Origin of the sequence: Exiguobacterium flavidum (genome assembly GCF_003344535.1) — a bacterium.
Classification (GTDB): domain Bacteria; phylum Bacillota; class Bacilli; order Exiguobacteriales; family Exiguobacteriaceae; genus Exiguobacterium_A; species Exiguobacterium_A flavidum.
The window spans coordinates 51,148-65,468 of sequence record NZ_QPKS01000012.1 but is presented as its reverse complement, the minus strand read 5'-3'; the positions used below and the strand labels follow the sequence as shown (position 1 = coordinate 65,468).

11 protein-coding genes are annotated in these 14,321 nt (G+C 54.1%); 3 read left to right on the top strand and 8 right to left on the bottom strand.

The genetic code is table 11. The annotated features are described in order from the left end of the window. Positions 1-61 precede the first annotated feature (61 nt). The 4 genes from DFG60_RS11675 to DFG60_RS11660 form a co-directional block, all read right to left on the bottom strand. Positions 62-1,426: a copper amine oxidase gene (locus DFG60_RS11675; protein WP_114571950.1), complete on the bottom strand. Its 1,365-nt coding sequence runs from the start codon at positions 1,424-1,426 to the stop codon at positions 62-64. Between the two features lie 130 nt (positions 1,427-1,556). Further along, positions 1,557-2,276 (bottom strand): anti-sigma factor, encoded by a 720-nt coding sequence (locus DFG60_RS11670; protein ID WP_114571949.1) that lies wholly within the window; start codon positions 2,274-2,276, stop codon positions 1,557-1,559. A 1-nt stretch (position 2,277) separates the two neighbouring features. After that, positions 2,278-2,835, bottom strand: coding sequence for an RNA polymerase sigma factor (locus tag DFG60_RS11665; RefSeq protein ID WP_114571948.1), 558 nt, complete (start codon positions 2,833-2,835; stop codon positions 2,278-2,280). Between the two features lie 278 nt (positions 2,836-3,113). Continuing rightward, a complete protein-coding gene (locus DFG60_RS11660; protein WP_114571947.1) occupies positions 3,114-4,634 on the bottom strand; it encodes a malate:quinone oxidoreductase in 1,521 nt (506 codons plus the stop codon). Between the two features lie 270 nt (positions 4,635-4,904). On the opposite strand from DFG60_RS11660, the gene DFG60_RS11655 reads away from it, so the two are divergent. The 3 genes from DFG60_RS11655 to DFG60_RS11645 all read left to right on the top strand — a co-directional run bounded on the left by DFG60_RS11655 (position 4,905) and on the right by DFG60_RS11645 (position 6,517). After that, entirely contained in the window at positions 4,905-5,903 is a 999-nt protein-coding gene (locus DFG60_RS11655; protein ID WP_114571978.1) for a tRNA dihydrouridine synthase, read from the top strand. A gap of 123 nt (positions 5,904-6,026) precedes the next feature. After that, entirely contained in the window at positions 6,027-6,251 is a 225-nt protein-coding gene (relB, locus tag DFG60_RS11650; protein WP_114571946.1) for a type II toxin-antitoxin system RelB family antitoxin, read from the top strand. Then, on the top strand, positions 6,248-6,517 hold the full coding sequence (locus DFG60_RS11645; protein WP_114571945.1) for a type II toxin-antitoxin system RelE family toxin: 270 nt from the start codon (positions 6,248-6,250) through the stop codon (positions 6,515-6,517). Before relB ends, DFG60_RS11645 begins: the two co-directional genes overlap by 4 nt. Before the next feature lie 42 nt (positions 6,518-6,559). Here DFG60_RS11645 and DFG60_RS11640 read toward each other — a convergent pair whose 3' ends face one another. The 4 genes from DFG60_RS11640 to DFG60_RS11625 are packed head-to-tail and all read right to left on the bottom strand — an operon-like array spanning position 6,560 to position 14,207. Further along, a complete protein-coding gene (locus tag DFG60_RS11640) occupies positions 6,560-10,987 on the bottom strand; it encodes a coiled-coil domain-containing protein (RefSeq protein ID WP_114571944.1) in 4,428 nt (1,475 codons plus the stop codon). Then, positions 10,971-11,711, bottom strand: a complete 741-nt coding sequence (locus DFG60_RS11635; protein WP_114571943.1) for a DUF6063 family protein — start codon at positions 11,709-11,711, stop codon at positions 10,971-10,973. Before DFG60_RS11635 ends, DFG60_RS11640 begins: the two co-directional genes overlap by 17 nt. Then, a complete protein-coding gene (locus DFG60_RS11630; protein ID WP_114571942.1) occupies positions 11,698-13,212 on the bottom strand; it encodes a replicative DNA helicase in 1,515 nt (504 codons plus the stop codon). Before DFG60_RS11630 ends, DFG60_RS11635 begins: the two co-directional genes overlap by 14 nt. Further along, on the bottom strand, positions 13,194-14,207 hold the full coding sequence (locus tag DFG60_RS11625; protein WP_114571941.1) for a Wadjet anti-phage system protein JetD domain-containing protein: 1,014 nt from the start codon (positions 14,205-14,207) through the stop codon (positions 13,194-13,196). Before DFG60_RS11625 ends, DFG60_RS11630 begins: the two co-directional genes overlap by 19 nt. Positions 14,208-14,321: the final 114 nt, after the last annotated feature.

The following is a 14,321-nucleotide window of genomic DNA, read 5'->3' as shown; positions in this document are numbered from 1 at the left end:
GTCAGACCCCTTTCATCCGAAAGGCAGAGAGGGGTTCATCCCCTCATCGCCACTTCGATTATTATTGGTCGTTCGTCTTGCGCGAGCGAAGTGCCACTGCCGACAAGGCGACGAGCATCGCTGTCGCGAACAGAGCGAGGAACATCTCTGTCGTCAACGTCCCTTCAGACGTTCCGCCCATACCTGTCTTCGGCATCTCGTTCGGCATCTTCTCCGCGAACTTCTCCGGATGCTGATCGACGATCGCTCCCGAGAGTCCTGCTCCGACTTCGAACATGTGCCCGTAAGATTCACGGACATTCATATAAGTCGTCTCATAGTCTTTCTCGTTGTAGCTGTCGAACGCCTTCAGCAATTGCTCGATGTGCATCTGAAGTCCCGCTTCGAGGTCAGCTGCCTTCAGGCGGCCTTCCGTCGCAGTATCGAGGAACTTCGCCTGTTCGACCTTATATTCCTCGAGCTCGGCGAGGGCCTGCTTCTTCGCTTCCTCGTCCTCGGCCGCCGTCGCCTTCACGTAGTCGACGAAGTAACCGATGTGGCTTCCCCAGATTTCCTTGAACTGCATGCCGGCTTCCTCACCATAGACCGAACCGACAGCCTTCGAGAGGTCTTCCGTGTTCTCGTTCAGTGCAGCTGCCGAAGCATCGAAGTCCTTCGCGCCGCTGATACCTTTTTGCATCGCGAGGATCGCGAATGCCGCATGCTCGGACAGGAGGTAGTTCAAGTCGGCACGAAGGTCAGCTGCCGGCGTATCTACGCTCGTATTCTCGAACTTGTCCGGGAACTGATCCGTGATCGCCCATGAGAGCCCTTTCCCCGTCCCGAACATATGATGCATCGACTCGCGGAGGTTCTCGTACGTCTTGTCGAAGTCTTCCGCTCTGTAGTTATCGAACGCCCAGAGGAGCTGTTCGACGTGCATCGCCAGTCCTTCTTCGAGTTCGTTCGCCTTCAAGCGGCCTTCCGTCGCTGTCTCGAGGAACTTCGCCTGTTCGACCCGGTACGCGTCGAGCTCTTGCTTCGCTTTGTCCATTCCGGCTTTGTCGTCCTTCGCCGAGGCGTTCACATAGTCGACGAAGTAGCCGATGTGGCTGCTCCAGATTTTTTTGAAGGCCTCGCCGCCCTCTTCCCCGTAGACCGAACCGACCGCGGCCGACAGGTCATCCGTGTTCTCGTTCAGCGCTGCCGCTGAAGCCTCGAAGTCTTCCGCCCCGTCGATCCCCTTTTGCATCGTGATGACTGCGAGGTAGGCGTGTTCCGATAGAAGCTGGTCCAAAGTAGCACGTAGATCAGAAGCTGGTGAATTGACCGTTGGCGCGTGTTTCCCCTTGTTCCCCTCGTGGTCGTGCGCGCTGACTGTCCCCATCGCCGGAACCATCAGTGAAACGCTAAGCGGTACAGCGAGCATCGTTTTTTTCCAATTCATGATCAAACATCTCCTTTGTCGTTTTTGTCTTTCTCACTAGAGCTAACGACGGCGGTTCTCGTTTGGATCACTTTTATGCAAAAAAAATAAAAAAAGACCCGGCTGCCTGTTTCGGCAGTCGGATCAATGTTCACAGTGTCAGCGCCGAGCTGAGGACGATCTCGCCTTCCGGCAACGTGTTCCCCGCCTTCGGTTCCAGTGTGATCGCAATCGTATCCCACTTCGTCCCGTCATCGTCGATCGTATGGTAGACGGCGCCCTTGCCGCTCGCGTCCGGTTCGAACGCGCCGGCCGGGACCGGCTTACCGTCCTTGAGGAGCCAGACCTGATAGACTTGATCGCCCTCGAGCGGTTTCAGCTTTCCGGCCTCGACGAGAACGTTCAACTTGCCGTCCTTCTCGAACAGCGATGCGTCACCGGTCGAATCCGTGTCGCTCTGTAGCTTGACGTCATCGATGCCTGCGACGGGGTCGGCCGCTTCTTCCTTGTTCAGCATCGTCCAGGCATACCCGTTGCCGAGCAGAGAAAGGAAGAGCGCCGCTGCGAGGAGTGGTGCCCACCAGTTCCTGCGCTTCGCCGGGAACGGTTTGACTTCAGCTTGCTTCCCGGCGTCCGGTGCGACTGCCGGTTCCTCTTCGAAGACGCGGTCGAGGATGCGCCCTTTCATTCCTGCAGGAGGTGCGACGGGTTCCGACAGATAAACGAGATCCCCTGTCAGCTCGCCCCATTCCTTCAGTTCGGCCTGGCACTGCGGACATTCCTTCAAATGCATCTCGAAGCGTGCCTTGTCCTCGTCAGACAAATTCTGGTTGAAGTAATCGATCAGGCGATCACAATTCATCTTGTCCATCTCATCCCCCCCTTTCCCGTTCGGCGTGTAGTATCTTCTTCAAGTTCGACAATGCGAGGCGGATCCTGCTCTTCACCGTCCCGAGCGGGATGCCGTGCACGTCGGATATCTTCTGCTGTGTATATCCCTTGAAATACATCAGATCGATGACGTCACGCTGGTCTTCCGAGAGCTTCGCGACAGCCGCCTGTACCTTCAGGCGTTCTTCCTTCCATTCGAAAGCATCTTCGACCGACGCCTCGCTGCTCGCCACCTCTCCTGCCGCTTCGATCGGTGCGGTCGGCTCCTTGCGCTTGCGGACGAGATCGATCGCCGCGTTCCGCGCCATCGTGAACAACCAGGACGTGAACTTGCCTTTACTCTCATCATAATGCCCGATGCCCCGCCATATCTTGACGAACACTTCCTGCATCGCTTCCTCGGCGAGTTCCCGGTCGGACGTCAGCTTACAGAGGAACGAGAAGAGCAGCTTCTCATACCGGTCGTACAGCAGTTCGAGTGCTTCCTTATCTTTCGCCTGGATGCGGCGATACAATTGCGCATCATCACTATACCTCATAGACGGTCTCCTTTTGTTTTCATGATCGGTGTGCCCGGAGACGCGTCGCGTCTTGCAAGGCTCCATCCTTTGATGTTCACTGCTAAATCAAAAGGGAGTCATCCGAATCAAGTGTGCATCCTATATACTATACGAAAAATCGGACAGTTTGGATCAATTTCCCGTCAAAATTATTGGAAGTCACACGAATCGGTCCTTCATTTTCAGCCCATCTGGATTTTCCCTTGATCATGCGACAAAAAACCTTCCCAACTCTCTGAGAAGGGAAGGTTTCTTCATCAATTCGCTTTGTCTCGTACCGACTCCGCCGGTACGTCCCCAGTGTCGAGCTTGAGGACGCGCGCCGTATCGGCATGGACCTGCTTGAACAGTTCCGGATGGTCCGTCAGCGAGAGGCCGTATGACGGGATCATCTCCTTGAGCTTCGGCTCCCATTCCGTCATCCGCTCCGGGAAGCATTTCCCGAGCACTTCGAGCATGACGTGGACGGCAGTCGAGGCACCAGGTGACGCCCCGAGAAGTGCTGCGACCGAACCGTCAGCCGCGCTGACGACTTCCGTGCCGAACTGGAGCGTGCCGCGCCCGGCGTCCGTATCCTTGATGACCTGAACGCGCTGACCGGCGACGACGACGCGCCAGTCCTCGTTCTTCGCATTCGGGATGAACTCGCGCAACTCGTCCATCCGCTTGTCGTTCGACAGGAGGACCTGCTCGATCAAATACTTCGTCAGCGGCATCTCCTTCGCGCCGGCAGCGAGCATCGTGACGAGGTTGTTCGGCTTGACCGACCGGATCAGGTCGAGATTCGATCCCGTCTTCAGGAACTTCGGCGAGAAGCCGGCGAACGGTCCGAACAGGAGCGTCTTCTTGCCGTCGATGTAGCGTGTATCGAGGTGCGGCACCGACATCGGCGGTGCGCCGACCTTCGCCTTACCATATACTTTCGCGTGGTGCTGCTCGGCGATCGCCGGGTCGTCGCAGACGAGGAACAGTCCGCTGACCGGGAAGCCGCCGATCTGTCTCGACTCCGGGATGCCTGTCTTCTGCAGCAGATGGAGGCTTCCGCCGCCTCCGCCGATGAAGACGAACGGTGCCGTATGATGTTCGATCTTGCCGCCTTCGAGGTCACGGATCTTCAGCCCCCATGTCCCGTCACTCTCCTGCTTCAGATCCTCGACGGCGTGCTTATAGTTCAGCTCGACGCCTTCGCGTTCGAGATACGCGAACAGCATCCGCGTCAGCGCACCGAAGTTGACGTCCGTCCCTGAATCGATCTTCGTCGCGGCGATCGGCGTGTCCGTCTCGCGTCCATCCATGATGAGCGGGATCCATTCCTTCAGCTTCGCCGGGTCATCCGAGATTTCCATCCCTTCGAACAACGGATTCGCTGACAGCGCTTCCATTCGGCGCTTCAGAAAATCGACGTTCGCTTCACCTTCTACGAGGCTCATATGCGGGATCGGCATGATGAAGTCCTGCGGGCGCTCGATCAGGCCGCGTTCGACGAGATGTGCCCAGAACTGGCGTGACAGCTGGAACTGCTCGTTGACCTTGATCGCCTTCGAGATGTCGACGGTCCCGTCCGCCTTCTCCGACGTATAGTTCAGTTCACACAGCGCGGCATGCCCCGTGCCCGCGTTGTTCCACTCGTTCGAGCTCTCTTCCCCGGCGCTTCCGAGCTTCTCGAACACCTTGATGTTCCACTCCGGCGCAAGCTCCTTCAGCATCACGCCGAGCGTCGCGCTCATGACGCCTGCCCCGATCAAAATCACGTCCGTCTTGCCATGGTTGCTGCTCATATTCCCTTTCCCCCTAAGCGCAGGCCCTCCTGCGAATTCACGATATGGGGCAAACCCCCGCCCCTTTGAAACATAACTCTATCATAGCGTATTTCAGGGGGAGACTGTATAAAAACGCTGTCAATGTTTGCTAGGTGATGCGCCGGGCGAATCATGCCGTTGATGCGCGTCGTGACAGGAAGTCGCGCCCTTGCACTTTTCGGCCATTACCCTTAAAGTGTATAGTTGATGAAATTTTTTAATCCTTAAAAGAAAAGAGTTTGATATATGATGAAAGATAACTTTTGGCAGGAACTGCCGCGGCCGTTCTTCGTGCTCGCGCCGATGGAAGACGTCACTGACGTCGTCTTCCGCCACGTCGTCGCAGAAGCGGCGCGGCCTGACGTGTTCTTCACGGAATTCACGAATACAGAGAGCTATTGCCATCCGAAGGGCAAGCAGAGCGTCCGGGGACGTCTCGAGTTCACGGAGGACGAGCAACCGATCGTCGCCCACATCTGGGGGGACAAACCGGAGTTCTTCCGCGAGATGAGCATCGGCATGGCCGAGATGGGCTTCCGCGGAATCGACATCAACATGGGCTGCCCTGTCCAGAACGTCGCTGCGAACGGAAAAGGCTCAGGCCTCATCCTTCGTCCCGAGGTCGCTGCTGAATTGATCCAGGCGGCGAAGGCCGGCGGACTGCCGGTCAGCGTCAAGACGCGCCTCGGCTACACGAACGTCGACGAATGGCGCGCCTGGCTGCGCCACATCCTCGAGCAGGACATCGCGAACCTCTCGATCCACTTGCGGACGAAGAAAGAGATGAGCAGCGTGCCGGCACACTGGGAACTGATCCCGGAGATCAAGCAGCTGCGCGACGAGATCGCACCGCACACCCTCCTGACGATCAACGGGGACATCGCGGATCGTCAGCACGGGATGGAACTCGTCGAGAAGTACGGCATCGACGGCGTCATGATCGGGCGCGGGATCTTCCACAACCCGTTCGCGTTCGAAGTCGAGAAGAAGGAACATACGAGCACGGAACTGCTCGATCTCCTTCGTCTCCAGCTCGACCTGCACGACAAATATTCGGCCGAGTTCGAACCGCGCCTCTTCAAACCGCTCCGCCGTTTCTTCAAGATCTACGTCCGCGGCTTCCGCGGGGCGAGTGAGCTCCGCGTCCGTCTGATGGAGACGAACTCGACGGACGAGGTCCGGGCGATGCTCGACGAATTCGTCGAGACCGAAGGCATCCACGAAGTGAATTCATTCACGGTTTCCTGAGAAATCGGATTTCTTTGAGAGGGGTCGCATCATGCGGCTCCTCTTTTCGTATCCATTCATTCCTCATCCCAGGTGTACCTTCCACACATATGTAATACAATGTATTACAAGGAGGCGATTTTTATGAGTACGATTTCACTTCGGCTGGATGATCGGGATGAACGATTGATCAAAGAGTATGCCAAAGCAAAGAATATCAGCCTATCTGCCTTGTTTCGTGAGTCTGTCCTCGAGAAGATCGAGGATGACCTGGACCTCTCTCTTTATCACGATGCAATGAGACGACACAAAGAGAAATCAGAAAGCATCTCCTTCGATGACATGATGAAGGAACTTGATCTCGAATGAGCAGTTATCAAGTCGAATTCGAACATGGCGCACGAAAAGCACTTAAGAAGATGGATCCTCACCAAGCCCGTCTCATCATGGCCTGGATCAAGAAAAATCTCGTCGGAACGGATGATCCCCGACGTCATGGTAAAGGACTCGTCTCGAACCGTTCAGGTGAATGCCGATACCGGGTAGGTGCCTATCGCTTGATCGCGGACATCAATGACGAAACGATCACGATTTTGAGACTCGAAGTCGGACACAGGAAAGATATATACGAATAGGCAAGCGAAGGACGTCATCGGTCTTCCGCTTGCCTGTTTTAGTTACAACAATTCTAATTGTTCCATATCCCCGATGTGTTCGAGCATTCTCGGTTCGTGGTCCCTGAAGAACGCCTGATGGATATGTTTTTCGGTCGTCATGATTTGACGGTTCGAATCGACCGCCTGTCTCAGTCGACAGCTGTAGATGACTGGAAAATAGTCCTTCAAGAACTTTCCTTCAGCGTGGGCCGTAAGCGCGATGATTTGGAAACCTAGTTGTTCCGCGATGAAGAATACGGGGCTGAGGACGTGATTGCTCGACGCCTTGCCAAACGGATTGTCCATGATGACGGAGCGATGCCGTCTCATGTTCGGGATGGCATGCTTCTGCTTCTCCGCCGTGTAGCTCAGGATGCCGAGGAAGAGCGCCATGTTCTTACTCCATTTCTCTCCGCCTGACCAAGCATTCGATTCATCCCACGAGTAGGATTTCGTGCTGATTTGATTGTCATTCGTCACTTTTCGGCACGCCACCCGGATTTCTTTTCCATCCATCACCGTCTGTAGCAGTTGCTTCGAGTGGGTCCACATTTCGATATGCCGACGGACCTTGCCAGCGTCTTCCTGACCTTCCGAGTTCAGGAAGCGTCCTGAAGTGAGTCCTTTATCCAGCTCTTCGAGAATCCATTCGATGTGCCTGCGAATCCGTAGCTTTCCGTCCTCCTCTGTCCATTCCGGAATCGTGAACTTGAAAATCTCTTTCCATTTTTCCTCTGTCTTCACTTTCGTTTTCCGAGGAATCAGCGCCAACTCCTCGACCACCGTACGGAGGTGGTTCTGGATATGGAGCACATATTGTTCAAGCATCTTGTCGTGCTGCATGATGTTTTCGTCACAGTACTTGATGGCCGTCTGAATGCGTACCTTCATCAACTCATGGAAAGCGACGATCTCCTGATAGGACTGTTTGCGTTCAATACCCTGTCGCGCCATTTCCCTCATCTTGATGTTCGAGATATGCGTTTTGCAGAAGGTTTTGAACGCCTCCTTTTCTCGGTCGACTTTCCCTTTCTCCTGTTCCACCATCGCTTCAGCTCGATTCAGATACTCGCCGATTTTATCGGCGACAGCGCCACGCCCGTAGGTGAAGTCGTTCTCCTGCTCGGTCGTCAACACGGAAGCTGTCACGGAAGGTCCCGTAAAAAGATGCCTGTATTCAAATTTCTCGAGTTTGCGTTCCGCCTCTCTCATGCTGTCTTGTTCCTTGCGGATGCGGACCTCCTCCCGTGCGAGATGCGCCTTTCTCTCGCCAAGCGCCCGTTTTTCTTTTTCGAGTGCTGTTTCGACGACCGTCCATAACTCTGTAAAGGATAATGGCTGTTCATCTGCGAACGACTCAACGAACTTCTCTTCGATTCGCTCGACACGGGACTGTTGTTTGATTTTTTCACTGTTCGCCTTCGTCAACGAATCGTCAGCTGCTTTGACTTCCGACTCAAGCCTCTTCTTCTGCCCCAACAGCTCAATTAACCGTTCATTCCCATTCTCAGGGAAAACGAAATCCGGGATGAATTGATCCGCTGGATGTTCCTCTCTCAACCTGTTTTCCCGCCGTCGTTCTTCGCCTATCTTTTTACGACATCCATCGATTTGAATCTGAATCTCGTTCCGCTCTGACGAGGTGCCGTCAAGCTTTCGTTTCAAATCATCTCGTTGCTCGAGCAACACACTTTTCGTCATTCCAGTAAAAATCGGTTCTATGCCGGACAGCCCCAGGCGTTCCATTTCTTCGTCAAATTTCACGAGGACGCCATGAAGGGAGCGCTGAGTCTCCTTGAGTACGAGGGCTTGATCCCGAAGGCGCGCTTCTTCTTCCTTCATCATGTTCATCCTGTCATCGAGCGCCTCCATGTGACCCCGTTTTTCCTCCTGCGCTATCCTTCTTTCCTGCATCTCCTTTTCTCGGCGTTCATATTCGATTCCATCCTTGATCCGGACAGCGAGACCGTCGTATTCAGAAGCGGTGCGCGTGATGCGCGTCGCTTGTGCCTCGAATTGCTGTTTCCATGATAGGATCGAACCTTTCAGCTCGTTCTGTCGTTTTTGCGCCAAGTCGAGCTTTGCGCGTGTTTCCGCCTGTTCGTCCCGATACGACTCATATCGTTCCCGCGGATAGGTTTCAAGAAAAGTCCGAATGTTCTCTTGGCCCTGTTCCCATTCCTTGATGCGTCCCTCGCACGCTTCCCGCTCCTTCTTCGCACGGATGGCACCATCCTCGATTTGTCGCTTCCATTCCTCGAATGATGTATCGCTTTCGTTCTTGCGCCAATGGTGAGGAGTGACCGCTTCCCAGTCCGTCTGCTCCCCTTTGACGATCGCACGTGCCTCTTCGGTCGATAAGACGAAAATCGGGAACTGCATTTCAGTTCGGATTTGATCGAGCTTTTGGAGAAGCGCCGGTTTGCACGAACTGAGCGTGACGAGGGTCGTCGCCCATAGGGGGTAGGACACAGCAAAAGATCGCTCCTGCTCGCCAAGCGTTCGGATGTACTCGATTCCTGTCTCGATCGATCCAACCTGATGACTCCACTGCGGCAATCGTCTCTCGATGACGGGATCCGCGAAAAATCGTTGCTGCCCTTCATAGTCATCCTTGAAGCGATGTGCTCTTCTCTCCTCGAGCAACAGGTCTTCCCGTTTCCGCTCCAGTCGCGAAAGCTCGTCCTGTATCCGCTGTCTGAACGTCTCCTGCTTCAAATAGACGGATTCCGTCCTTTCCCAAGGCGCGTACAAGCGACCGAGCACCGAAAGGAGCGTTGCTTGCTGCGCGTGCAATTGATGCATCTTCTCATCTAGCGCAGCCAGCATCTTGCCCTGGTGTTCCTTTGCCCGGATCGTTTCTTCCATCTCCTGTTCGCCTGCGGACATCTGCTCCTGCAGTTTCTTCTGTTCCGTCCGAAGACGCGCTCCTTCTTCATCCAGCTGATTCGACCGTATGATCCATTGTTTCAGCTGATCGCTCACCGTCTCCTGCTGAGGATTCGACAACAGGCGATTCCTCGTCTTTTCCTGCTCCGATTGCTGCTGTTCCAATTGCCCTGCCAATTTATCGAACTGCGTCTTCATCTCTCCGTATTCCGACTTCGCCTGGCGTATCCGTTCCGCCTTCAATCCGATGTCCGCCTCGATCGACACGAGCTGTTCCTCAACAGGAACCAGCTGCTCCGCCGTCTTGCTTCTCTCTTCCTGGTAGTAGCCAGCCAGCTCTCCTGTATTGTGATCGAACTGCTGTTTCAAATCCTGCAGCTTCTCATCCAGGTCGATCTTTTCAAGTTCTCTCTCAAGCCAGCTCAAACGTTCCTGCTCCGTCTTCAAGCTGAGCTCGATTTCAGCCAATTGGAGGGAGTGGTATTCTCGGCTGACGGCAGCGTGCTCGTGTTCCCTCGTTTCCCACGTCTGTTCGGCGCGGGCATACGCTTGCTTACGCTTGGTCAGTTCCTCCTCCTCTCGCCTAAGTTCGACCGACAGCCCTTTGATTTCAAGCAGACGTGATTCAGCTTCTGCCGCCGAGTGCTCCTCCATCAGTTTCTCGACGAGCAGCCGATTCTCTTCCTTTTGCCGCCACAGAAGCTGCATGATGGCCTTTGCGTCTTGCTTATGTCGCAAATAGGTTTGCTCTTTCTCGTCGAGGCGCAAGAAGGTCTCCACGTAATCGGTCAACCGATTCTCGATACGTTGATTCTCGATGATTTGACGCTTCAGCTCCTTATACTGCTTAAAGCTGTCTCGATGTGTCTCAAACGTATCGGCGAATGCTTGCTCGGAATGTCCTGCGATCGCCCGCTCCACGGTCGGGATCAACAAGCGGTCGAGCAGCTGTCTCGTCTGTCTGCATTCGTCGAAAAACGCCTCCACACCGCCCTCCGTACTGTTGATTTGAACGATCGCTTCCCATTCATTCTTGATGATATGGTAGTGCTCCTCGATATGTTCCTGGAACGCTTTGATCGTCGAGAACGTTTCCGCTCCGATGTGTCGCTGCGTCATCTGTTGATAGTACTCCGAGATCTCCCCCCGGTCCGACGGTCGATTCGTTCCTTTCCGGACGAACGGAATTCCTTCGATCCCGTTCGGATCCCCGTTGACATAGGGATAGACATAACGATAGGAATTCAATTCGTTTTTCGCCAAAAATAGGCTGACGCACGTGACGACGTACCGACGCGGTGATTCACTCAGCAGCCATTCGATCGCGATGTGCGCCGGGTAGTTGTCAAGTTGGAGGGTATGGCGGATTTTCCGTTCCGACAGATTCGTATGCGGCAGAATGGCCTGCAGTGCCGTCTGGATGAATACCGTCTTGCCGCCGCCATTCTCGAGGACAAGCGCCCCGTTGAAGCCGTCGAAATGAAATATCTCATCGTTGTAGCGCTTCATTCCGTCCTCGTAGACGACGTTCGTGAAACGAATTTTATTTATTGACGGCATCTGCTTCATCCTCCCATTGATAAAGGAATTCGAGGATTCCTTTGTTATACTCGAGTTCCATGAAATAGCGCTGAACGATCGTCTTCGCTTTTTCGGTCAAGGCGACCTCGTTATGGCCGATTTCGTCTGCGAGTTGCTGATGAACGAGGAAACGCTTGATCGTATCCATGAAACTGAGCCGGCTGATCGTATTGCCGCTCTGTTTCTTCGCCGTTTCGCGGATATCATCCATGTCATCCCACTTCTCGATGATTTGCATCCAGTTATAGGAGAATTCCTGCTCGCTCTTTCGAAGCGTCTCCTCGTCGTGCTCCTTCAGAATCCCGATCCGCTCCGAGACGAGCGCAGCCCACTCCTCAAGCGTGATGAATGAACGGGTCGGCTCGATCGTCTGGTAACTGTCGTAGAACGCGCCGAATAGGACGATCGTCCCGAAGTAGAGCAGGTAGATGTCTGCGTTCGTCGCGTTCGCTCGCAAATACGTCTTCTTGATGTAATCGTTGTTGACGTGAAAGACGGATAACTTCGTCTTTGGGATCAAATACATCTGCTCTCCAGTGAAGACGACGACGCAGTCGACATGCAGGGCGAAACGATCGACGAGTCCCCTGATCGCGTCATCGGATTTATAGAGCGTCACGTATTCGTTTCCGGCGTTCCCATCCCGAGCAAGGACTGAATAGAGGTCAAACGCTTGTAGCACCTTATGTTCACTGTATTGCATCGATCATTTCCTCCTTGATTTCGAACTCCATCTCCTGAATGCTATAACGTGAAGTCACGTGGAGGATGATTTTTTGCTCTTGCACGATGAGCGTCCGGTCACCAAGACTTGCAAGTGCGCGGTCGAACAGATGCCGATCGTTCTCCTCACCCTTCGCGTCTTCTGCCTGGAGCGGTGAGCGCTGGTGCAGAATCATCCAGAAGTCATAGAAATAACGCTGTTGCAACAGTTCTTCCTTACCGCTTATCCGGATGGTCTCAACGAATCCGGACAGCGTCCGTTCGCCTCCTTCGATCGCTTCGAGCAGCTTCTCCATCATCTCGCCATACGCTTCCTTCAGTCTTTTCTGGTCGCCATCCCTCGCTTCACCTTCGACTTTCATGAAATCGAAATCGTCTGAAGCTTCCCGATTCTCCCGAATGTTCTGTTCCGCGAACACCGCGAACGGGGACCATGACGCCGCTCGTTGAATGGACAGAAAGGGGTGCAGCATCCCTTTCATCGTGTCCGGATCAAGAGGAGTGCCGACGATACGATAGACGATTTCCTGGTTGAAGTTGAAAGCATCGATGCCCGTATGGTACAGCGCTTCCTGGGCCGCTCGAAGGGTCTGCGTCTTCAGCTCGATGATCTGCCGAAGGAGGTCGGAGTGGCTGTAATGGACCTGTTCGAGACGTTGGACGATCGTCAGAATCAAACCGTACGTCTTCGGTTCCCTGCGATGGGCGTCCTTCTCGTACAGCCGTTCCCGCGAATCGGTGACGAATTCGCGCAGTTCCTTGAACTCCTCGTTTTCCCGTTCCAGACGCGCGTGTACATCCTCAATCAGTTGGCTGTAGCGCTCGAAAGTTTCCTCCGAGACGATGCTGCGCTGTATCTCATGGCGCAGTTTGCTGATACGTTCTTCGAGCGCCTCGACATCGACGAACATCTCATTGATTTGCCGGAGCGCACTTTGGAACTCTCCTTTTTCAAGCTGTTTACGCAACATCAATTGGTTGATCGACAATTGAAACTCGCTGTAGAATTCCTTCGTCGCGAAGACGAGCTCGAGCCCGTCCTCGTCAAGCGTGTAATACTGAACGTTTTCTTTCGCATCGTATCCGTTCGCCTTCAGGATCGCGTACTCGATTTCTCCCGTTCGTCCGGTCTCCCAGTCTTCGAACCGATATTCCCGCTTCTTACCGGTCTGCGGGCGGAACGTCTTGATGATGACAGAGGCAATCTCGTCCCAATGCGTAACAGGAACGGCATAGGCATCATTTGTCGCGGTCCGAAGAAACACCGCCGCGTCCTTCGCGCCTACCTTGTTGTTTCGCATCACCTTCTGCTCAAAAAAGTAAAGAAGCGTCAACATCCCGAGCCCCTTCATGTCGATCGTCTCTCCTCTGTCGTCCCTCATCTGTTTCCGTCCGAGTTCAAACAGCGGATCGAACAGCGCCACCCTGCGCATCCGCTCCTTATATCCGGACGTGATTCCGGTCAGTTCCTTCGCTTCCACACGGCGTCCCTCCAAATCATCTGTAATTCGCTCGTCTTCAAAAGTTCTTGCGGATAATAGCACCCGTCAGCAAGCGCCTCCCTGACGCGCCGCGCGTCCTTCGTCTCGAGATGGGCGGCGAAGGACTCGAATGCCCTCTCATCGTCCCGTTGCGTCGTTTTTCCGACCAGTGCGCCTTTTTTCAGACACGCCTGATAGAACGGAAGAGCAGGCAGTACTGTCCGCTTTCTGTCCAATCGATGCCAAATCGACAAGCCGGACCAATCGAGATCCCCGAAATAATAGAGGACATGTTCCGCCTCGATTGGAATCTGACGATCGAACTGTTCGATGCTTTTAACGATTTTATTGCCGCTCCCGTAGATCAGCGTCGTGAATGCCGTCGCCGTCAGCACCTCTGCCAGCGCCTGATAGGTCGTCTTGTTCTCGACGATCAGATGGTACTGGACAGGATTTCTTACCTTCATTGGATTGAAGGCGAACATGAGAGGATCCGAGACGGGGATGATTCTCATCGCTTCCAAAAGGCCGATTCGCTCGAGCAGCTCCTTCCCGCCGTCCTCCGTGATCGTCTTCTCATTACCGAACAGCTCGACGCTGCGCTCCGGTGCAGGGACTTCCGTCACCGGAAAACCGTACCGCTCGATATAGGAATGAACTTTCAGGACGTCAGAGCGATTCCTCTCCCATTCGGATGGACTCAGTAGGTAATAGGCATCTAGACTGATGGATGGATGCAGGCTTAGGCGGAACCTCTTCAACTCCTCATGGTGGGCGTCCAGGAGCAGGTACTTTTGGATCCGATATGAATAGGCTAGGGAAGGAGTTCTTGTGTTACGCCCTCTTGAACGAACCATTTCAAGTACGCCTCCTGCTTCGAAGGATAAAACCAACTCGGCGAAAACTTCGTAAGTCGTGGTCGGTGGAACCAGCCTCTCCAACTGTTCGATCGTGATCGTCTTCGTCCGGTGCCGCAACAGATTGTCCGTTAACATGTCTTTGATAGATCATCCCACCTATAATTACAATATTTTACTTTTATTTTACCTGCTAAAGAAAATAGTGTCACGGGTTGCTGACATTGCAAAAACGTTTTTATACTGGAAATC